A 20,102-nucleotide genomic window follows, 5' to 3' on the forward strand; every position below is an offset into this window, starting at 1 on the left:
TCAGGCTCCCCGCTCAAAACGCGTGGTGCGTAGTTCAATACGGCGTAAAATCGCCTGACTGAAGAGCGTAATTAACAGATAGATAGCGGCAGCCACCAGATACCAGGTAAAAGGTTCCTGCGTACGCGTAGCGATACTTTTCGTCTGCAGCATCAGGTCGTTAACGCTAATCAGCGACACCAGCGCCGTATCTTTCAGCAGCACCAGCCACTGGTTGCCGAGGCCCGGCAGCGCATGTCGCCACATTTGCGGCATAATCAGCCGGAAAAAGATGGCAGACTTTTTCATCCCCAGCGCCTGACCAGATTCCCACTGGCCTGCCGGTACTGCTTTCAGCGCACCGCGCAGCGTCTGTGATGCATAGGCGGAATAGAGCATAGCCAGCGCAATCACCCCGCAGAGAAACGGGCTGACATCAAAGTTCTCAATCTGCAGCTGCACCGGAATAGTCACCAGGCCCAGATTAAGACTGAAACCGTCAGAGAGCGTCAGCAGCAGCTGTGAGGCACCAAAATAGATAAAAAGGACGACCAGGATTTCCGGCAGACCGCGGATCAGCGTGACCAGCACGGTGCCGACCCACGCCAGCGGTTTTATGCGCAGCGACTCCCAGCCAGCAAACAGCATTGCCAGCACAAGGCCGGCGATCAGCGCACAAACAGCAAGGCCGACGGTTATCCCGGCGGCACTTGCAAGTGAGATCATTTCATTCATCAGAGATTACTGCTGGAACCATTTGCTGTAGATAGTCTTGTAGGTGCCGTCAGCTTTGATCTTATCCAGTGCCGCGTTGAACTTACCCTGCAGTTCAGCGTTGCCCTGACGCACGGCGATGCCCAGGCCGGTGCCAAAGTAATCTTTATCCGTGACCTTTTCACCCAGCGGTGCCAGCGTTGCGTTCTGCTTCAGCCACTCATTGACCACGGCGGTATCACCAAAGACGGCATCGATGCGGCCATTTTTCAGATCCAGTACGGCGTTCTGATAGCTGTCGTAAGGCACGATAGTAATATCGCTATGCTTGTCAGTCAGGAACTTCTGGTGGGTGGTACCGTTTTGTACGCCGACGCGCTTGCCTTTAAGGGCAGCAACATCAGCCAGCTTACCTTTCTGTGCAATAAAGGTGGCAGAGTTATCGTAGTAAGGCTTGCTGAACAGCACCTGCTTTTCACGTTCCGGCGTGATGTCCATACCGGCCATTACCGCGTCAAAACGGCGGAATTTCAGGCTGGGGATCAGGCTGTCGAACGCCTGATTAGTAAAGGTGCAGGTCGCATCCATCTCTTTGCAAAGGGCGTTAGCGAGATCGACATCGAATCCCTGGATTTTGTTCTCAGCGTCAACGAATTCAAACGGCGGATAAGAGGCTTCGGTAGCGAAACGCAGCGTCTGTGCAGCGGAAGCGCTCAGGCTCAGCGTGGTGAGCAGGGCAGCAAGTACAACTTTTTTCATTATTAGCATCCTGACTTAGTGCGAAAGATAGTGTGCAAACGCATCGGTTTGCGGCTGTGTAAAGCGGCTGGCATCACCCTGTTCAATGATGTGACCATTCTCCATATAGACCACGCGGCTGGCGGTTTTGCGCGCCACTTCTACCTCGTGGGTCACAATAACCTGCGTGATCTGCGTCTGTGCCAGTTCACGAATAATCGTCACGATCTGCGCGGTAATTTCCGGATCGAGCGCGGCGGTGGGCTCATCGAACAGCAGCACCTGCGGCTCCATCATCAGCGCGCGGGCAATCGCCACGCGCTGCTGCTGACCACCGGAGAGGTGCAGCGGAAAACGATCGGCATAAGGCGTCAGGCGCAGGCGCTCCAGCAGCTTATCGGCACGCGCGCGCGCCGCCTCTTTTGTCAGGCCCAGCACCCGGCAGGGAGCCTCAGTGAGGTTTTGCATAACCGTCAGGTGGGGCCAGAGGTTATATTGCTGGAATACCATGCCGACGTTCTGGCGCAGCTCGCGAATCGCGCTGTCAGCAGGCGTTTTGGTAAAGTCAAACTGGTTGCCGGCAATCTGCAGCGTACCAGAACGCGGCAGCTCCAGCAGATTGAGTACGCGCAGGAGTGAGCTCTTCCCGGCACCGCTGGGACCGAGCAGCACCAGCGTCTCTCCCTGCGGACACTCCAGGTTGATGTCAGACAGCGCCTGATGGGCACCGTAAAAGCAGTTAATAGCGTTTAATTGAATACTCATGCGCGGAAAAATAGAGAGCAAATAGTGCCGCAAATCTTAACGTTCCCGGCATAGTTATGCAAATCGGGTGACTTAAAATTTATTAAACAGCGCATTACCCGCTCCGGTGCAGCAGAAAATTGTGCGGCCTGCGTCAGGCGTGGTTTGCGCGACTTTCACGCCTGACGTTAACACCGGTCAGAGGCTCTCTACCGATGTGGCACCCTAATGTGAGAGCAGGATAACAAAAAAATGCGCTATTTTTTCTGCTCCAGCAGCTGGCTGAGTGAGCCGCCACCGGCATGCGGCCACGCTGCCATATAGCGCACATCCTGCACCACCCAGCACTCGCCTTCGCGGATCATCAGCACCTCATCGCGCCACTGTTTATCACCGCGTGTCAGCGTAACGCGTAGCGGGATATTTCGCGCATCGCGATTGGGGATCGAAGAGGCGCTGTCAACCTCAGCAGCATCCGGCCCCTGCGCCAGGCTGGAAAAGAGATCGCCCTGACGCCACTCTGCCGGCTGATTGCGTTTTTCCCGCGCCTGCAGCAGCGTCTGATAAAGATGATCGCTCAGATAAGGGCGATATCTGGCCAGCAGCGCAGGGTCAGGCAGGCCTGCTGAAGGAGCCTTCATGCGTAAATCATAAAACTGTTGCGCCACGCTATCCGGCCCGCCATCGATACAGGACGCACTGCGTGGGCCATTATCCCTGATAACCGGCTCTACGGTGGTACAGGCGCTCAGCAGCGTTGCTGCTGATGCCAGCAGTGCAAGGGCTTTGATTCTCATCTCCGGTTCCTTATTGTTCTGTGGCAAAGCATGGGTTTTAGCATAGAGTATAGTCGTGCTTTTTCAGCACCATGCGTGCGGGTTCCATCGACATCTTCAGGAGATAACCATGAAATTTTCGACGACACCAACTCTGGAAGGCCACAGCATTACTGAATACTGCGGCGTTGTGACCGGCGAGGCGATTCTGGGCGCCAATATTTTTCGCGATTTCTTCGCCGGTATCCGCGATATCGTAGGGGGCCGCTCAGGTGCCTATGAAAAAGAGCTGCGCAAGGCGCGGGAGATTGCGTTTAAGGAGCTGGGCGATCAGGCGAAAGCGCTGGGCGCTAACGCGGTAGTCGGTATCGATATCGATTACGAAACCGTGGGTAAAGACAGCAGTATGCTGATGGTCAGCGTCTCCGGCACCGCCGTTATCGTGCGCTAATGCGTTTACTGCTGGTTACAGCGATGGCGCTGCTGCTCAGCGCCTGTCACTCCTCAATGGAAGCGCGTCAGGGTTACTGGGCCGATACCACTCATCCGGCGCAGGGGGCGCGACCGCGCATTAAAGTTATAGTGATCCACTACACCGCGGACGATTTCTCCTCTTCGCTGGCAACCCTGACCGATCGGCAGGTCAGCGCACACTATCTGATCCCACGCCAGCCGCCGCAGAGAGCGGGCAGGGGAGTGGTCTGGCAGCTGGTGCCGGAGCAGCAGCTTGCCTGGCATGCCGGACCCAGTTTCTGGCGCGGTGCAACCCGGATTAATGACACGTCTGTAGGGATTGAGATAGTCAATGCAGGCTATCAGCGTACGCTAACCGGGCTAAGGTGGCAGCCTTATACAGCCGATCAAATCACCGTACTGGCGGCGCTGCTGCGCGATCTGCAGCAGCGTTACGCTATTACGCCCGAAAACATAGTGGGCCACAGCGATATCGCGCCGCAGCGCAAGCAGGACCCGGGTCCGCTCTTTCCCTGGCAGCAGCTGGCCGCGCAGGGAAGCGGCGCCTGGCCCGATCCGGCTGTCGTGGCACGATATCTGGCGGGGCAGTCTGCCAGCAGCGTTGTAGATCCGCAGCCGCTGCTGGCAGCGCTGCAGCAGTATGGCTATGACGTGGCGGGCGCGACAACGCCTGAGATGCAGCGCCGGCTGATTGCGGCCTTTCAGATGCACTTCCGCCCGCGCGACTACCGGGGCGTTGCTGACGCAGAGACGCTGGCGATAGCCCGGGCGCTGCTGGCACAGTATGGCGCAGCGCGCTAGCGGTCAGCCCGCTGACTGCAGAAACGCCTGCCAGCGTGCGATGACCTGCTGCAGATCGGCGCGGGACACATCGAGATGGGTCACCATGCGCGTCCGGGCGCCCACGCTGATAAGAATATCGGCGGCGTGCATCCAGCGCTGCAGCGCTTCTGTCTGCTCTGGCGGAACCTGCACAAACAGCATGTTTGTCTGCTGGCTTATCACCTCCACACCCAGCGCGCGCAGCTGCTCTGCCAGCCACGCGGCGTTGTCATGATCCTCCTGCAGCCGGGTCACGTTGTGCTGCAGCGCATAGCGTCCGGCCGCCGCCAGAATGCCCGCCTGGCGCATACCGCCACCGGTCATTTTACGCCAGCGCCGCGCCTGCTCTATATAAGCGCTGTCGCCGCACAGCAGCGAGCCTACCGGCGTGCCCAGTCCCTTTGAGAGGCAGATAGTCAGCGTATCGCAGTAGCGTGCAATTTCTGCCAGCGTCACCTGCTGTGCCACCACGGCATTAAAGATACGTGCGCCATCAATATGCAGCGCCAGCCCGCGTTCGCGGGTAAAGTGCCACGCCTGCTCCAGATAGCTGAGCGGCAGTACTCTGCCGTGATGGGTATTTTCCAGACTCAGCAGGCGGGTGCGGGCAAAATGAATATCGTCCGGCTTAATCGCAGCGGCCACGTCCGCCAGCGGCAGGGTACCATCCTCCGCGGCAAGGATTGGCTGAGGCTGAATACTGCCCAGCACCGCCGCGCCCCCCGCTTCATATTTGTAGTTGTGCGCCTGCTGGCCAACGATATATTCATCGCCGCGCTGGCAGTGGCACAGCAGCGCCACCAGATTAGCCTGGGTGCCGGTAGGAAAGAACAGCGCGGCCGCTTTGCCGCTTGTCGCTGCCGCTTGTCGCTGCCGCTTCGGCTTCCAGTGCATTGACCGTGGGATCGTCACGATAGACGTCATCTCCGGTGGCGGCGTTCATCATGGCGTCCAGCATCGCCGCACTCGGGCGGGTTACGGTATCACTGCGCAAATCGATCACGTGGCTCTCCTGAAAGAAAAAGCGGGCTGTTCGCCCGCATTATTGCCTGTCCGGCAGGAGCTTTGTTTTACCGCAGCCAGTTGGTTTTCGCCAGCTCGGTGATCTCATTGCCGCGTCCGTTGAGGATGGCGCGCAGCATATAGAGACTAAAGCCTTTTGCCTGCTCCGCTTTGATTTGCGGCGGCATCGACAGCTCCTCTTTAGCTGTATGCACATCCACCAGGACCGGGCCATCATGCGCAAAAGCCTGCTCCAGCGCCGCATTGAGATCTGACGCTTTTTCAACCCGGATACCTTTGATGCCGCAGGCGGCGGCAATCGCAGCAAAATCAGGATTTTCCAGGTCGGTGCCGTCGGTAAGATAACCGCCCGCTTTCATCTCCATTGCCACAAAGCCCAGCACGCTGTTGTTAAAAATCACCAGCTTAACCGGCAGTTTCAGCTGCGCTACCGAGATAAAGTCTCCCATCAGCATACTGAAGCCACCGTCGCCGCACAGCGCCACCACCTGACGCTCTCTGTCGATAGCCTGCGCACCCAGCGCCTGCGGCATCGCATTCGCCATAGAGCCGTGATTAAACGAGCCCAGCAGGCGCCGTTTGCCGTTCATCTGCAGATAGCGCGCCGCCCAGACGGTGGGCGTGCCGACATCGCAGGTAAAGATGGCGTCGTCAGCGGCGTAGCGGCTGATCTGCTGTGCCAGATACTGGGGATGGATCGCCTGGTTGTCGTTTGCGGTTGCCAGATCGTCCAGGCTCTTGCGGGCGTCAGCGTAGTGCTCCAGCGCACGATCGAGATGATGGCGATCGTTATGTACCTCAAGCTGCGGCAGCAGCGCCTGGATCGTGGCTTTAACGTCACCCACCAGCGGCATATCGACATGGCTGTGCGCCCCCAGGCTGCCGGGGTTGATATCGATCTGAATGATGCGGGCGCTGGCGGGGTAGAAGGCACGATAGGGGAATTTCGTGCCGAGCAGGATCAGGGTGTCGGCATTCATCATGGCGTGATAGCCGGAAGAGAAACCAATCAGCCCGGTCATGCCAACATCATACGGGTTGTCATATTCGATGTGTTCTTTGCCACGCAGCGCGTGCACTACCGGCGCCTTAAGGCGTTCTGCCAGGGCGACAACTTCAGCATGAGCACCGGCGCAGCCGCTGCCGCACATCAGCGTAATATTGCCCGCGCCGTTAAGCGTTTCCGCCAGGGTAGCGAGCTCCGCCGCGGCCGGCACGACCTGCGGCAGCTGCGGCGGATACCATTCGCTGCGCGCACTTTTCGGGGCGGGCTGCAGCGCCACGTCACCCGGCAGGACGATCACAGAGACCCCGCGGTTGAGGATCGCTTTACGCATGGCGATGCCCAGGACCTGCGGCAGCTGCTCCGGATTTGAGACCAGCTCACAGTAGTGGCTGCATTCGCGAAACAGCTCCTGCGGATGCGTCTCCTGAAAATAGCCGCTGCCGATTTCGCTGGAAGGGATATGAGCAGCAATGGCCAGTACCGGCACATTGTTACGATGGCAGTCAAACAGACCGTTAATCAGGTGCAGGTTACCGGGACCGCAGGAGCCGGCGCAGACCGCCAGCTCGCCGCTGATTTGCGCTTCTGCACCGGCGGCAAACGCGGCCACCTCTTCATGTCGCGTTGGCATCCATTCAATCGTACCCATGCGATTCAGGCTGTCACTCAGGCCGTTAAGCGAATCACCGGTTACGCCCCAGATACGTTTTACGCCTGCGCTCTCCAGCGTTTGCGCCAGCAGGGCGGCCACAGTTTGTTTCATCATTTGCTCCTTTCTGATGGGGGGCCATCTATGCTGATGGCAAAAATCTGTCAGTCAGAAAGCGTAGACGAAGCCGCTGCGCGCCAGCCGTGAAAAAGTGCGCTGCAGACCCGTCAGGCGGAAAAAAAGGCGATCAGCACCGGGGCCAGCAGGCTCATAATAAAGCCGTGCACGATGGCTGCAGGGACGATCTCCATGCCGCCGGCGCGCTGCAGAATCGGCAGGGTGAAATCCATTGAGGTGGCGCCGCTCAGGCCCAGCGTCATACTGCGGTGCCGGGTAATAAGCAGCGGGATCAGCATAATTGTGATCAGCTCACGCAGCAGATCGTTAAAGAACGCTGCGCTGCCGATAACCGGACCAAACGCGTCCGTCATCAGAATGCCGGAAAGCGAATACCAGCCAAAGCCGCTGGCCAGCGCGAGGCCGGTTTTGAGCGGCAGTCCAAGGCAGACAGCGGCGAGTGCGCCTCCGGCCAGTGCGCCAGCCAGCGACACGGCCGCCACCAGCGCACCCCGCCGGTTAAGCGTAATCTGCCGCAGCGTCATGCCGCTGCTGCGCAGCTGAACGCCCACCAGAAACAGCATCAGGATCAGGGCATATTCGCTGACGGTGGCCGCATGGCGCAGCGGAGCCCACTGCGTCAGGCCGAGCAGAAATCCGCCCAGCACCGAGCCGCACAGCTTGAGTGAGTCCAGCGCCATCGCGAGACGCGACGGCAGCGCCTGCGCTTTATGCTGATGCCGCCACGGCAGACGCTGCTCAAGCAGCCAGAACGCCAGCAGCGAACAGGCGAGAATCAAGAGACCAGAGATAAAAGCGGTATAAAAAATGGTGAGCAAATTCGTGCTGAGATTATCAAGAAATGCCAGGCTCACGCCCATAAAAAACAGAATGATATAGACCAGCGCACTGAGCAGCCGCGCCACCGCGCGTAGCAGTACCGGCTGCTGCAGATGCAGCAGATAACCAGCAATCAGCGGCAGCAGAATAATCATCAGACCATACATAGCGAACATCCGTCCGTGGGAAAAGGACGCCACGCTAATCAAAAAAGCGCACGCTGTAAATCACCGTCTGCGGATAATCTGCGCCTTGACCCATACGCCACCGTACACCATGCTCAGGCAACCTCTGTACAGGATAACCCTATGATTCTGGATCATATTGATATCAGCGGCTTTCGCGGCATTAATCAGCTCTCGCTGCCGCTTACGATGACGAATCTTCTGATAGGTGAAAACGCCTGGGGCAAATCAAGCCTGCTGGACGCGTTCTCACTCATGCTGGATCCGGCCAGCGCGCACGCCACCCTCAGCGAAGAGGATTTCCATTTCCCCGCCGCGGCCCCCGCGGCACGCTGGCGCACACTACAGATAGTGGTGCGCTTTCGCGCCTGTGAAGCAGAGCGGGAAAACACCCTGCTGCAGCCTTTCTGGCAGCACGATGAGCAGGGGAGTTATCTGCGCTTTAGTCTGCGGGCTACCTGCAAAGCGGACGGCGTGAAAAGCAGCTGGCGTTTTATTGACGCGCGTAATCAGCTGCTGGCAGCGGAGCCGACGGCGGCGGCGATAAGCTGGCTGCGGCAGCACCATCCGGTGCTGCGTTTACGCGATGCGCGGTTCGGACAGCGCCATCGGACGCATGAACCAGGCGGTGAGGGTCGGGATCCGGGTCTGCAGGCGCTGCAGAGCGTGTTACAGCAGCTCAATCGCGCGGCGGGCGGCCGGGCGGTGAGCGATGAGGTGCTGCTGCAGGGCGTACAGACAATGCAGCAGCTGATGGCGCACTATTTTCTCGTTCAGCAACCCGGCGTCAGTCACCCGCGAATGGCACCGGAACTGCGCGACGGCAGCGCAGGCTGGCAGGCGCTGGATGCGCTTAACCGGCTGCTGGCGGGGGCTAGTGCAGAGCATCGTCGCGAGGTGCAGCTGCGGCTGCTGGCACTGCTGCCCGGCAGCAATGCGCTGCCAGACGGCGCCCAGCCTGTTCTGCTGGTCGAGGATCCTGAAACCCGGCTGCACCCGATAATGCTTTCGGTTACCTGGAATTTACTGACGCTGCTGCCGCTGCAGCGGCTGGTCACCACCAATTCAGGTGAACTGGTTTCCCAGACGCCGCTGGAAAACCTCTGCCGTCTGGTGCGTGAAGCGAGCCGCGTAGCGGCGTGGCGTATCGGCGAAGCGGGGCTGAGCGCCGAGGATCATCGCCGCATCGCGTTTCATATTCGCGTTAATCGACCCGCCGCGCTGTTTGCCCGCTGCTGGCTGCTGGTAGAGGGCGAGACGGAGGTGTGGATCGTTAACGAGCTGGCGCGACAGCAGGGCGATCATTTTGCCGCAGAAGGGATCCGGGTGATCGAGTTTGCCCAGGCAGGCCTGAAGCCGCTGCTGAAATTTGCCCGGCGTATGGGAATTGCCTGGCACGTATTGACCGATGGCGATGAGGCAGGAAAGAAATATGCGGCGACCACCCGCAGCCAGCTGCTGACCCACGAAAAGGAAGAGGTGCACCTGACGCAGTTTCCGGCAGCTGACATTGAACACTTTCTCTATCAGCACGGATTCCGCGCGGTCTATCATCAGATGGCGCACCTGCCGTTAAACATTGCGATGACGCCACGGCGTATTATTACGCAGGCGATCCATCACAGCTCTAAGCCTGAGCTGGCCATTGCCGTGGCGCTGGCAGCCGGGGAGCGCGGCCCGCAGGCGATTCCGCCGCTGTTCAGAACGCTTTTTAGTCAGGTAAAAATGCTGGCACAGCGGCGTGCAGGATAGGATGAAAAGTAAAATGCCAGCGTTACCGGCTGGCATTTCAGGGGCGGAGTGGTCAGAATAACCGCGCGCTGCGCCGGTCAGGAATGCAGCGACGCCTCACAGGGGACAATCAGACTGGCATGGTTGCCTTTTGGCCCTTCGTGAACATCAAACTGAACGTGCTGACCCGCTTTAAGCGTTCTGTAACCCTCCATCTGAATGGTGGAGTAGTGCGCAAAGATGTCATCGCCACCGCCAACCGGACAAATAAAGCCGAAGCCCTTGGCGTTGTTGAACCATTTAACAGTACCCGTCTCCATGCTTTTACTTCCCTCGCAAGACATTCTGATAAGTAGGTGAGGTCATCGCAGCTGTGAGTCGAGGTTGTTTAAAACTCAATCAGCTTGTGCATGTAGAATGTAGAGAAACGGACCTTATCGTCAAGCAATCGACCCGGATGCATGGGCAGAAAATCACCAAAATTTGAGGCAGTTAACGCTATTGAGAATTTTGTGATACAGGTCGCGCATCTGCTTTTCGTACCGATAGCAGCGATAGCAAACCCGGCTTGACAGACGTGTTAAACTTCAGGTTAGTGCAGGCTAAAATGCATGACCGCAACGCAGAATTCCAATGGACGATTATGGCAAACACAAACGACTGGCTTAATTTTGAACACCTGGCCGAAGACAAAGTACGTGAAGGGTTAAAGCCGCCTTCAATGTATAAAGTCATCCTGAATAATGACGATTATACACCTATGGAATTTGTTATTGACGTTCTGCAAAAGTTCTTTTCTTATGATATTGAACGCGCCACGCAACTGATGCTGAAAGTTCACTATCATGGAAAGGCAGTCTGCGGTGTTTTCACCGCTGAAGTAGCAGAGACAAAAGCTGCGCAGGTGAACAACTATGCCAGAGAGAATCAACATCCTTTGCTGTGTACGCTGGAAAAAGCCTGAACCTGTCTCCATATAGGAAACAGGCAGTCAGAGCGATAATTGGGGGAGGTGCCAAATGCTCAATCAAGAACTGGAACTCAGTTTAAACATGGCTTTCGCCAGAGCGCGCGAGCACCGTCACGAGTTTATGACCGTCGAACATCTGTTACTGGCACTGCTCAGTAACCCGTCGGCCAGAGAGGCACTGGAAGCCTGTACGGTGGATATTGTGGCTCTGCGTCAGGAACTCGAAGCCTTCATCGAACAAACCACGCCGGTGCTGCCGGTCGGCGAAGCTGAGCGCGATACGCAACCTACGCTCAGCTTCCAGCGCGTGCTGCAGCGGGCGGTATTCCACGTTCAATCTTCCGGTCGCAGTGAAGTTGCAGGCGCCAATGTCCTGGTTGCCATTTTCAGCGAGCAGGAGTCGCAGGCGGCTTATCTGCTGCGCAAACATGAAATCAGCCGTCTCGATGTGGTGAATTTCATCTCTCACGGCACACGTAAAGATGAGCCCGGCCAGTCGCAGAATAACGCGGACAATCCGGTCAATGAAGAGCAGGCAGGCGGGGAGGAGCGTATGGAGAACTTCACCACCAATCTTAACCAGCTTGCTCGCGTTGGCGGTATCGACCCGCTTATCGGGCGTGAAAAAGAGCTGGAGCGCGCCGTGCAGGTGCTGTGCCGCCGGCGTAAAAACAATCCGCTGCTGGTGGGTGAATCGGGCGTAGGTAAAACCGCGATTGCTGAAGGGCTCGCCTGGCGTATTGTGCAGGGTGATGTACCTGAGGTGATGAAAGAGTGCACTATCTATTCACTGGATATCGGCTCTCTGCTGGCGGGCACCAAATATCGCGGCGATTTTGAAAAGCGCTTTAAAGCGCTGCTCAAACAGCTGGAGCAGGATAACAACAGCATCCTGTTTATTGATGAGATCCACACCATCATCGGTGCCGGTGCAGCATCGGGCGGGCAGGTGGATGCCGCTAACCTGATTAAGCCACTGCTCTCCAGCGGTAAAATCCGCGTGATGGGTTCCACAACCTATCAGGAGTTCAGCAATATTTTCGAGAAAGATCGCGCACTGGCGCGCCGCTTCCAGAAAATTGATATTACTGAGCCTTCGGTTGAAGAGACCGTGCAGATCCTCAACGGACTGAAGCCGAAATATGAAGCGCATCATGACGTGCGTTATACCGCGAAGGCGGTGCGTGCCGCGGTAGAGCTGGCGGTCAAATATATCAACGATCGTCATCTGCCGGATAAAGCCATTGACGTCATCGATGAAGCGGGCGCGCGGGCGCGTCTCGTGCCGGTGAGCAAGCGTAAGAAAACCGTTAACGTATCCGATATTGAATCGGTTGTGGCACGGATTGCACGTATACCGGAACAGAGCGTATCGGCCACCGATCGCGATACGCTGAAAAACCTGGGCGACCGCCTGAAAATGCTGGTATTTGGCCAGGATAATGCGATTGAGGCACTGACCGAAGCGATTAAAATGAGTCGCGCTGGTCTGGGTCAGGATCGCAAGCCGGTCGGCTCCTTCCTGTTCGCCGGTCCGACCGGGGTAGGTAAAACAGAAGTCACCGTGCAGCTGGCGAAAGCGCTGGGCATTGAGCTGCTGCGTTTTGATATGTCGGAATATATGGAGCGCCATACGGTCAGCCGTCTGATTGGCGCACCTCCTGGCTATGTGGGCTTTGACCAGGGCGGTCTGTTAACGGATGCGGTGATCAAGCATCCGCACGCTGTGGTGCTGCTGGATGAAATTGAGAAAGCGCACCCGGATGTCTTTAACCTGCTGCTGCAGGTTATGGATAACGGTATGCTGACCGACAACAACGGGCGTAAAGCGGACTTCCGTAATGTGGTGCTGGTCATGACCACTAACGCCGGCGTACGCGAAACTGAACGTAAGTCAATCGGTCTGATTCAGCAGGATAACAGTACGGATGCGATGGAGGAGATCAAAAAGATCTTTACGCCAGAGTTCCGCAACCGTCTCGACAACATTATCTGGTTCCGTCACCTCTCTGCTGAGGTGATCCATCAGGTCGTCGATAAGTTTATTGTTGAACTGCAGGCGCAGCTGGATGCGAAGGGCGTCTCACTGGAAGTGAGCGACGACGCGCGCGACTGGCTGGCAGAAAAAGGCTACGATAAGGCGATGGGCGCGCGTCCGATGGCGCGTACGGTTCAGGAAAGCCTGAAAAAACCGCTGGCCAATGAACTGCTATTTGGTTCGCTGGTGGATGGTGGCTCTGTGTCAGTGGCGCTGGATAAAGAAAAAAACCAGCTTACTTATCACTTCCTGAGCGCAGAGAAGCGCAAAACGGAAGGCACTGTGCACTAATGCCAGGGCAATAAAACAAAAGGCCGGATAATTATCCGGCCTTTTTTTTGCGGCTGGAAACTTAACCAGCCCGCGACGTGTGCAGCAGCTTAGCGACTGCGGAAGACAATGCGGCCTTTGCTCAGGTCGTACGGGGTCAACTCTACAGTGACTTTGTCACCCGTCAGGATGCGGATATAGTTTTTGCGCATTTTACCGGAGATATGAGCGGTAACCACGTGCCCGTTTTCAAGCTCTACGCGGAACATGGTGTTAGGTAACGTATCCAGTACGGTACCCTGCATTTCAATATTGTCTTCTTTGGCCATCGAATCCTCTGGGTGAACTACCAAACTGTTGAACCGGCAAGATAATGCCGAATTCCATGATTTATGTAAAGAAACGTTGGCTGTTTTTGCCAACGCTTCGCCGTGCGTCGCGCTGTCGCGCGTGCAGTACGGATAAATTCGGGTGTTGTTGACGTCTGCGGGGGATTAGCGGGCTAAGAATCTGCAGCAACCGGCCCGGCTGGGGTGGATGAAACAGTTTCAGGAAACAGGTGAGATTCCCAGCCTGGCAATTCCGGCTCGCCACAGCGAAGCGCGGACGACATACCAAACTCGCTTATTGTATCACTTTTATGTGGATTTGTGTGCAAAACATCTGCGGAGAGGGCTAAAAAAGGGTCTGCGTCTGCCAGCATCCTTCAGCAACCGGCTGCCACGCCAGCTTTTTTAGCTCCTGCAGATAGTCAGCGCGCGGAATTTCCGTTGCGCCGAGCGATGCCGTATGGGGATTAAGCACCTGACAATCGATAAGCCTGCCCTGATGAGCCCGGAAGTGCTGCGAAAATACCCACAGCGCGGTTTTTGAAGCGTTTTCCTGCCGGCTGAACATCGATTCTCCGCAGAACATCTGGCCGAGCGCCAGACCGTACATACCCCCGACCAGGCTATTTTCATGCCACACTTCAACAGAGTGCGCATGCCCCAGTTCATACAGGCGCAGCCAGGCGCGTTTGACCTCAAAGGTGATCCAGGTTCCCTCCTGACGTCCGGTCGCGCAGCCTTCAAGTACCTGTGCAAAGGCGTGGTTCATGGTCACGCGATAGGGAGAGCGACGGTGAAAACGCGCCATGCTCCGGCTGAGATGAAAGGCGTCTGGCATCAGCACGGCCCGCGGATCGGGCGACCACCAGAGAATCGGATCGCCGGGCGAAAACCAGGGAAAAATACCGTGCTGATAGGCGTTAATCAGACGTGCAGGCGAGAGATCGCCGCCCATCGCCAGCAAACCGTTTGGTTCGCGCAGCGCCATTTCCGGCGGCGGGAAGTGCAGTGAATCACGTGAAAGTTGTACCAGTCTCATGGCATCAGCTACTCAGAAGCGTCATCTCCAGACTATAACGCAAAGCGCTGACGGAAACGCCAGTAGCGACCCGCTTTTGAGATTAATTCGTCATGAGAACCTGATTCCACAATGGCGCCCTGATCCATGACGCAGATGCGATCCATCTTCTCCAGACCCTGCAGGCGATGTGTCACCATAATCAGCGTCTTACCCTTGCTGACCCGCAGCAGTAATTGCAGAATGTGCTGCTCGGTCGTGGCGTCCAGCCCTTCAGTGGGTTCATCCAGCAGCCAGAGATCGCCGTTGTGCAGCAGGGCGCGGGCGATGGCCAGCCGCCGCAGTTCGCCGCCGGAAAGGGGTCTGCCGCCTTCACCCATCCAGCTATCCAGTCCGTCAGGCTGTTCAGCCAGAAAGCCGAGCCCGGCCTGTGTCAGAGCGGCTGTCAGCTCACTGTCGCTGGCCGTGGGGCGCGCCAGTAAGAGGTTGTCCCGCAGCGTTTGGCTGAAAAGATGCACGCGCTGCGTCACCACGCTGATACGCTGCCGCAGGCTGGTCTCATCCCACTGTGAGAGCGGAGTATCATTAAGCTGAATACTTCCCGCGGTGGCTTCCCGGCTACGGGTGATAAGCGCCAGCAGGCTCGATTTACCGCAGCCGGTCGGGCCGAGCAGAGCGATACGTTCGCCTTGTCGCAGCTGCAGTGAAAAATGCGCTAATACCGGCTCCGGGCGCTGCGGATAGCTAAATGAAACGTTATCCAGCGTGAGGCTGATACCCGGCGCCGTATTCGGCATGGCTGGCGGAAAATAGATGGCAGGCGGCTGGTCGATAATCTCCTGCACGCGCCGTGCGGCGCTGCTGACCTGCGCCAGCGGCAGAAAAGCGCCGGCAACCGGTGCCAGCGCTTCAAATGCCGCCAGGCCACAGAACAGAAACAGCGCAATCGCTGCGCCCCCGACAGAAGCAGCTGACACCCACAGCAACAGCGTTACGGTCAGACCGGCTATCAGCAGCAGCAGGCTCTGCGCAAGCGCCTGCAGGTGATGCTGCTGTTGCTGCGCGTGCTGCCACTGCTGCTCTGTGCTGTCCAGCCGCTGACGCCAGGCCGTTGCCGCACCATAGATTTTTAGCTCAGCCTGAGCTATGAGCCAGCCAGCAAGCTGCAGTCGCCAGCTCGCCTGAGAGCGGGCGATACGCGCGCCGGAAGCCTGACCAAAATAGCAGAAGAGGGCGGGCAGCAGCAGCAGGGTCAGCAGCATGCTGCCGCCTAAGAGCAGCGCCAGAGGCAGGCTGAGCAGAGAGAGACTGCAGGTTACGACGATAATGACCACTGCCGCACCGGCCAGGGGCGAAATAATACGCAGGTAGAGATGATCGAGCGTATCGACATCGCTGACAAAACGATTCAGTAGCTCACCGTGACGAAAGCGCGACAGCTGCTCAGGTGCCAGCGCCATCAGGCGGCTGAAGGTGTAGACACGCAGATGCTGCAGCACCCGGAAAGTGGCGTCATGACTGACAAGACGCTCAAAATAACGCGCGGCGGTACGTATAATCGCGGCACCGCGCACGCCTGCCGCCGGCAGCATATAGTTGAAAGTGTAGAGTCCGGCCAGCCCTGCCAGCGAGGAGGCAGCCAGAAACCAGCCCGAGAGCGTAAGCAGACTCACACTGGCAAGCAGGGTGAGGATAGCCAGCGCGATCCCCAATCCCAGGCGCCAGGGGTGCTGCCGGAACAGACGCAGAAAAGGCATTATTGAGCGCACAGTGAAACCTCCTGCTGACGTTGCCGTATCATCTCCTGCAGCAGCCCGGGCTCCCTGCTGAGCTGCTGCCAGCTTCCCTGCTGTACCAGCGCACCCTGCTGCATGACCCACACTTCATCCCACTGCGCCAGATCGTGCAGCTGGTGCGTAATCATTAACGTTGTCTGCTGCCGTGCCGCCTGGTTAAGCGCCTGCATGACGTGATATTCGCTGGTGCTGTCCAGACCTGAACCCGGTTCATCCAGCAGCAGCAGTTTTGCCGGCTTCAGCAGCGCACGGGCAACCGCAATCCGCTGAGCCTGACCAACAGAAAGCCCGACACCATCCTCGCCAGTCGGCGTATCCAGCCCCAGCGGCAGGCTCGTCAGAAATGCGCTTACGCCAGCCTGGGCTAATACAGCCTGCAGTCTGCTCTCCTCAACGGGTCGATCCGGCATCAGGTTATCGCGCAGCGTTTGTGCAGGCAGCTGCGGATTCTGTCCCACCCAGGCAAGCTGCCGCTGCCACTCTGCACGATCGATATGGCGCAGATCCACGCCATTGGCCCGCAGCACGCCCTGCCAGGGCAGGAAACCGAGCAGCGCGTTCATCAGCACGGTTTTGCCTGCGCCGCTTTCACCGACCAGCGCGACCCGGCAGCCTGCGCGCAGGGTAAAGTTAAGCGGCTGCGTCAGCGCGTGGCCGCCAGGACTCATTACCACCAGATCCTCTGCGGTCAGCGTCAGAGGAGCCTCGTCACACCACGGGCGAACTGGCCCCTGTGGCCGGGCATCCGGTGTCGCCTGCAGAAACGTTTCCAGCGCATCTGCTGCGCCTGCCGCCTGCGCTTTGGCGTGATAAAAGGTACCCAGATCGCGCAGCGGCTGGAAAAACTCCGGCGCAAGGATTAGCGCAAGAAAGCCGGCAAACAGCGTTACGCCAGTACCGTAATGACCAAAATTAAATTCGCCAAGGTAAGAAAAACCAAAATAGACGGCGACAACGGCAATCGCCAGCGAGGCGAAAAATTCCAGCACCGCCGAGGAGAGAAAAGCGAGGCGCAGCACGTCCATTGTCCGCTGCCGAAAGCTATCGGTGCTGGCGGCAATAGCCTGTTTCTCAGCCGCTGCACGGTGAAACAGCCGCAGCGTGTCGCGTCCGCGCAGACGATCGTAAAAATCGCCGCTCAGGCGTGATAGCGCGAGAAAGTTACGCCGGCTGGCGTCCGCTGCGCCCATGCCCACCAGCGCCATAAATAGCGGGATCAGCGGAGCGGTGACCAGCAGGATCAGCCCTGCAGCCCAGTTAACGGGAAACACAGCTAGCAAAATTGCGCAGGGAATAGCAACCGCCAGCGTCATCTGTGGCAGATAACGCGCATAATATTCCTGCAGCTGTTCAATCTGCTCAAGCAGCAGCGTTGACCAGCTGCCGGCAGGTCTGCCCTGTATCCAGGCCGGTCCGAGCGCATCGATGCGATCAAGCAGCTGGCGCCGCAGCGCCCGCCGGATGGCGAGACCGGCGCGGAAGCCTGCCATCTCCCGGCCATAGTTAAAGCCGGCACGCAACAGAAAACAGAACAGCAACAGCAGAAACTGAGTGACCAGCGACGAGCGGGGCCGATCGGAGACAACCAGCTGCTGCAGTAGCGTAGCCATCAGCCACGCCTGGGCGATAAGAACGAGTGCGGAGGCAAAGCCGCATAGCGCAGCCAGCCGCAGGGCGGTAGCGCCGGAGGCCCGCTGCTGCCGTAACCAGCCCAGCAGGCGCTTTTGCCGTGATTTATTCATACTGTCGTCTGCTCTTCTGAAACAGGGCGAAAACCCGATAAAGTATCCGGTTATTGCGGTCGGCAGCACTTTAGCACGCGGTACATAAAAAAGGCGACCTGAACAGGTCGCCTCACTTTGATTATGATCAGGTTATTAACACGTTACCGATCGGTTTTAACCAGCCCATCCAGATAGCGCTCTGCATCCAGCGCTGCCATACAGCCGGTACCGGCAGAGGTAATCGCCTGACGATAAGTGTGATCCATCACATCGCCTGCGGCAAAGACGCCCGGAATACTGGTCTGCGTGGCGTTACCGTGCAGGCCGGACTGCACCTTAATGTAGCCATTTTCCAGCGCCAGCTGGCCCTCAAAAATGGCGGTGTTTGGACTGTGGCCGATGGCGACAAACAGGCCTGCGACCTCAAGCGATTCTGCAGGCTCACCGTTAGTTGCCAGCAGCTTCACGCCGGTCACACCCATCTGGTCACCGGTCACTTCTTCCAGCGTGCGGTGCGTATGCAGCACAATGTTGCCGCTGCGCACTTTTTCCATCAGCCGGTCGATCAGAATTTTCTCTGCGCGGAAGGTGTCGCGGCGGTGAATCAGGTGCACCTCAGACGCGATGTTGGCAAGGTACAGCGCCTCTTCAACAGCAGTATTGCCTCCGCCGATCACCGCAACTTTCTGGTTGCGATAGAAAAAACCGTCGCAGGTCGCACAGGCAGAGACGCCACGGCCCTTAAATGCCTCTTCAGAAGGCAGACCCAGATAGCGTGCAGATGCACCCGTCGCAATAATCAGGGCGTCCGCCGTATATTCGCCGCTGTCGCCGGTCAGGCGGAAAGGGCGCTGCTGCAGGTCAACGGTATGAATATGATCGAACAGGATTTCGGTGTTGAATTTTTCGGCATGCGCATGCATACGCTCCATCAGCGACGGCCCGGTCAGGTCATGCGGATCGCCTGGCCAGTTTTCAACTTCGGTGGTCGTCGTAAGCTGGCCGCCCTTTTCCAGACCGGTAATCAGAACCGGATTCAGGTTAGCGCGTGCCGCATAAACTGCAGCGGTATAACCGGCTGGGCCTGAGCCCAGGATAAGCAGTTTGCTGTGTTTGGCCGTACTCATGCATTCCTCAGTGTGTTTCTGACAACAGTGATTTTGATTGTAGGGAAATTAGGACAGCAAAAAAAGCTTTGCACCATTTTGTTAGCAATTGCTGCAAGCGGCGTAGACGATGAAACGCATCTTTGCTGCAGCGTTGCGCTAAAAGAGTGCATTCTGAGTAAATAAAAGGCATCACCGCCCTGAAAATATCATTTAAAAACAGAGCCCCAGCACGGTATCTGGCATCTTGTACTGAATTTAGATGTTTTACTTTGACAATCGCCTGCGCATTTGCGAAAACATTGGAAGAAGCAGAGAGTCTCTGGCGGTTCAGAACGGTAATTCAGTGCTGTTTTGCGCGGTGGCGTCAGAAAATCTCAGCCTGACATTGGTAATGACGCATGATGTGGACAGACAGCATGCGTCATACGGATGGTGCGCGACTGCACAGGCTTATGGTCTTCAATTCAGTAAGGCTCTGGAATACGCATTTTTCAGGGTTGTGGCAGGCATAGGGAAGGAATTAAGAGAGACAATAATAATGGTAGACAATAAAAAGCGCCCCGGAAAAGATCTGGATCGTATCGACAGAAATATCCTGAATGAACTGCAAAAAGATGGCCGTATCTCCAATGTTGAGCTTTCCAAGCGCGTAGGCCTTTCGCCAACGCCATGCCTTGAGCGTGTTCGCCGTCTGGAGCGACAGGGCTTTATCCTCGGCTACACCGCTCAGCTCAACCCGCACTACCTTGATGCATCCCTGCTGGTGTTTGTTGAGATTACTCTGAATCGCGGTGCCCCTGACGTGTTTGAGCAATTTAACGCCGCAGTACAAAAACTTGAGGAAACTCAAGAGTGTCACCTCGTTTCCGGTGACTTTGACTATCTGCTGAAAACCCGCGTGCCTGATATGTCTGCCTATCGTAAACTGCTGGGAGAAACCTTGCTGCGCCTGCCAGGCGTAAACGACACCCGTACCTATGTCGTGATGGAAGAGGTGAAACAGAGTAACCGGCTGGTCATTAAAACCCGCTAACGCAGGGAAGGTGCAAA

At 57.4% G+C, this 20,102-nt stretch carries 18 protein-coding genes and 1 pseudogene; 6 read left to right on the forward strand and 13 right to left on the reverse strand.

Going from position 1 to position 20,102, the window contains the following annotated elements; all coding sequences use genetic code 11:
- The 4 genes from artQ to B4M48_RS07020 form a co-directional block, all read right to left on the reverse strand.
- The gene (gene artQ, locus B4M48_RS07005) at positions 1 to 714 is read right to left on the reverse strand and encodes an arginine ABC transporter permease ArtQ (RefSeq protein WP_071668669.1); all 714 of its coding nucleotides are present in this window, start codon (positions 712 to 714) and stop codon (positions 1 to 3) included.
- Between the two features lie 6 nt (positions 715 to 720).
- Positions 721 to 1,452, reverse strand: a complete 732-nt coding sequence (gene artJ / locus B4M48_RS07010) for an arginine ABC transporter substrate-binding protein (RefSeq protein WP_071668670.1) — start codon at positions 1,450 to 1,452, stop codon at positions 721 to 723.
- Between the two features lie 15 nt (positions 1,453 to 1,467).
- On the reverse strand, positions 1,468 to 2,196 hold the full coding sequence (artP, locus tag B4M48_RS07015) for an arginine ABC transporter ATP-binding protein ArtP (RefSeq protein WP_039383501.1): 729 nt from the start codon (positions 2,194 to 2,196) through the stop codon (positions 1,468 to 1,470).
- A gap of 236 nt (positions 2,197 to 2,432) precedes the next feature.
- Positions 2,433 to 2,972, reverse strand: coding sequence for a lipoprotein (locus B4M48_RS07020; RefSeq protein ID WP_039383504.1), 540 nt, complete (start codon positions 2,970 to 2,972; stop codon positions 2,433 to 2,435).
- Positions 2,973 to 3,081: 109 nt separating this feature from the next.
- Here B4M48_RS07020 and B4M48_RS07025 point away from each other — a divergent pair, with 109 nt between their 5' ends.
- Together B4M48_RS07025 and B4M48_RS07030 are read left to right on the forward strand one after the other, a co-directional pair.
- The gene (locus B4M48_RS07025; RefSeq protein WP_039383506.1) at positions 3,082 to 3,402 is read left to right on the forward strand and encodes a heavy metal-binding domain-containing protein; all 321 of its coding nucleotides are present in this window, start codon (positions 3,082 to 3,084) and stop codon (positions 3,400 to 3,402) included.
- Positions 3,402 to 4,226, forward strand: coding sequence for an N-acetylmuramoyl-L-alanine amidase (locus tag B4M48_RS07030; protein ID WP_276524684.1), 825 nt, complete (start codon positions 3,402 to 3,404; stop codon positions 4,224 to 4,226). Before B4M48_RS07025 ends, B4M48_RS07030 begins: the two co-directional genes overlap by 1 nt.
- A gap of 3 nt (positions 4,227 to 4,229) precedes the next feature.
- Here the strand turns inward: B4M48_RS07030 and ltaE are convergent.
- From ltaE to B4M48_RS07045, 3 genes and pseudogenes are all read right to left on the reverse strand, one after another.
- Positions 4,230 to 5,250 (reverse strand): annotated as a pseudogene (ltaE, locus tag B4M48_RS07035) (low-specificity L-threonine aldolase).
- A gap of 67 nt (positions 5,251 to 5,317) precedes the next feature.
- Entirely contained in the window at positions 5,318 to 7,039 is a 1,722-nt protein-coding gene (gene poxB / locus B4M48_RS07040) for a ubiquinone-dependent pyruvate dehydrogenase (protein ID WP_071668674.1), read from the reverse strand.
- A gap of 113 nt (positions 7,040 to 7,152) precedes the next feature.
- A complete protein-coding gene (locus B4M48_RS07045) occupies positions 7,153 to 8,049 on the reverse strand; it encodes a lysine exporter LysO family protein (protein ID WP_071668675.1) in 897 nt (298 codons plus the stop codon).
- A 141-nt stretch (positions 8,050 to 8,190) separates the two neighbouring features.
- On the opposite strand from B4M48_RS07045, the gene B4M48_RS07050 reads away from it, so the two are divergent.
- On the forward strand, positions 8,191 to 9,819 hold the full coding sequence (locus B4M48_RS07050) for an ATP-dependent nuclease (RefSeq protein ID WP_250340997.1): 1,629 nt from the start codon (positions 8,191 to 8,193) through the stop codon (positions 9,817 to 9,819).
- Positions 9,820 to 9,896: 77 nt separating this feature from the next.
- Here the strand turns inward: B4M48_RS07050 and cspD are convergent, their stop codons facing one another.
- Entirely contained in the window at positions 9,897 to 10,118 is a 222-nt protein-coding gene (gene cspD, locus B4M48_RS07055; protein ID WP_071668677.1) for a cold shock-like protein CspD, read from the reverse strand.
- A 323-nt stretch (positions 10,119 to 10,441) separates the two neighbouring features.
- Here cspD and clpS point away from each other — a divergent pair, with 323 nt between their 5' ends.
- Together clpS and clpA are read left to right on the forward strand one after the other, a co-directional pair.
- Positions 10,442 to 10,762 carry an ATP-dependent Clp protease adapter ClpS gene (clpS, locus tag B4M48_RS07060; RefSeq protein WP_039385772.1) on the forward strand — a complete coding sequence of 107 codons (321 nt, stop codon included), beginning with the start codon at positions 10,442 to 10,444 and terminating at the stop codon, positions 10,760 to 10,762.
- A gap of 55 nt (positions 10,763 to 10,817) precedes the next feature.
- Positions 10,818 to 13,097 (forward strand): ATP-dependent Clp protease ATP-binding subunit ClpA, encoded by a 2,280-nt coding sequence (gene clpA / locus B4M48_RS07065; RefSeq protein ID WP_039383524.1) that lies wholly within the window; start codon positions 10,818 to 10,820, stop codon positions 13,095 to 13,097.
- Positions 13,098 to 13,186: 89 nt separating this feature from the next.
- On the opposite strand, the gene infA is transcribed toward clpA, so the two are convergent.
- The 5 genes from infA to trxB form a co-directional block, all read right to left on the reverse strand.
- Entirely contained in the window at positions 13,187 to 13,405 is a 219-nt protein-coding gene (gene infA / locus B4M48_RS07070) for a translation initiation factor IF-1 (protein WP_002211347.1), read from the reverse strand.
- Between the two features lie 346 nt (positions 13,406 to 13,751).
- Positions 13,752 to 14,444, reverse strand: coding sequence for a leucyl/phenylalanyl-tRNA--protein transferase (gene aat / locus B4M48_RS07075; RefSeq protein ID WP_104084718.1), 693 nt, complete (start codon positions 14,442 to 14,444; stop codon positions 13,752 to 13,754).
- 32 nt (positions 14,445 to 14,476) lie between these two features.
- Complete coding sequence (cydC, locus tag B4M48_RS07080) at positions 14,477 to 16,192, reverse strand: heme ABC transporter ATP-binding protein/permease CydC (RefSeq protein WP_071668679.1); 1,716 nt, start codon at positions 16,190 to 16,192, stop codon at positions 14,477 to 14,479.
- On the reverse strand, positions 16,180 to 17,961 hold the full coding sequence (gene cydD / locus B4M48_RS07085; RefSeq protein WP_071668680.1) for a heme ABC transporter permease/ATP-binding protein CydD: 1,782 nt from the start codon (positions 17,959 to 17,961) through the stop codon (positions 16,180 to 16,182). Before cydD ends, cydC begins: the two co-directional genes overlap by 13 nt.
- 143 nt (positions 17,962 to 18,104) lie before the next feature.
- Positions 18,105 to 19,070: a thioredoxin-disulfide reductase gene (gene trxB, locus B4M48_RS07090; RefSeq protein ID WP_071668681.1), complete on the reverse strand. Its 966-nt coding sequence runs from the start codon at positions 19,068 to 19,070 to the stop codon at positions 18,105 to 18,107.
- A 520-nt stretch (positions 19,071 to 19,590) separates the two neighbouring features.
- Between trxB and lrp the strand changes: the two genes are divergently transcribed.
- Complete coding sequence (lrp, locus tag B4M48_RS07095; RefSeq protein WP_006118610.1) at positions 19,591 to 20,085, forward strand: leucine-responsive transcriptional regulator Lrp; 495 nt, start codon at positions 19,591 to 19,593, stop codon at positions 20,083 to 20,085.
- The last annotated feature ends 17 nt before the right edge of the window (positions 20,086 to 20,102 follow it).

Origin of the sequence: Pantoea sp. UBA6567, from assembly GCF_002434165.1 — a bacterium.
GTDB classification, from domain to species: Bacteria; Pseudomonadota; Gammaproteobacteria; order Enterobacterales; family Enterobacteriaceae; genus Pantoea; species Pantoea eucrina.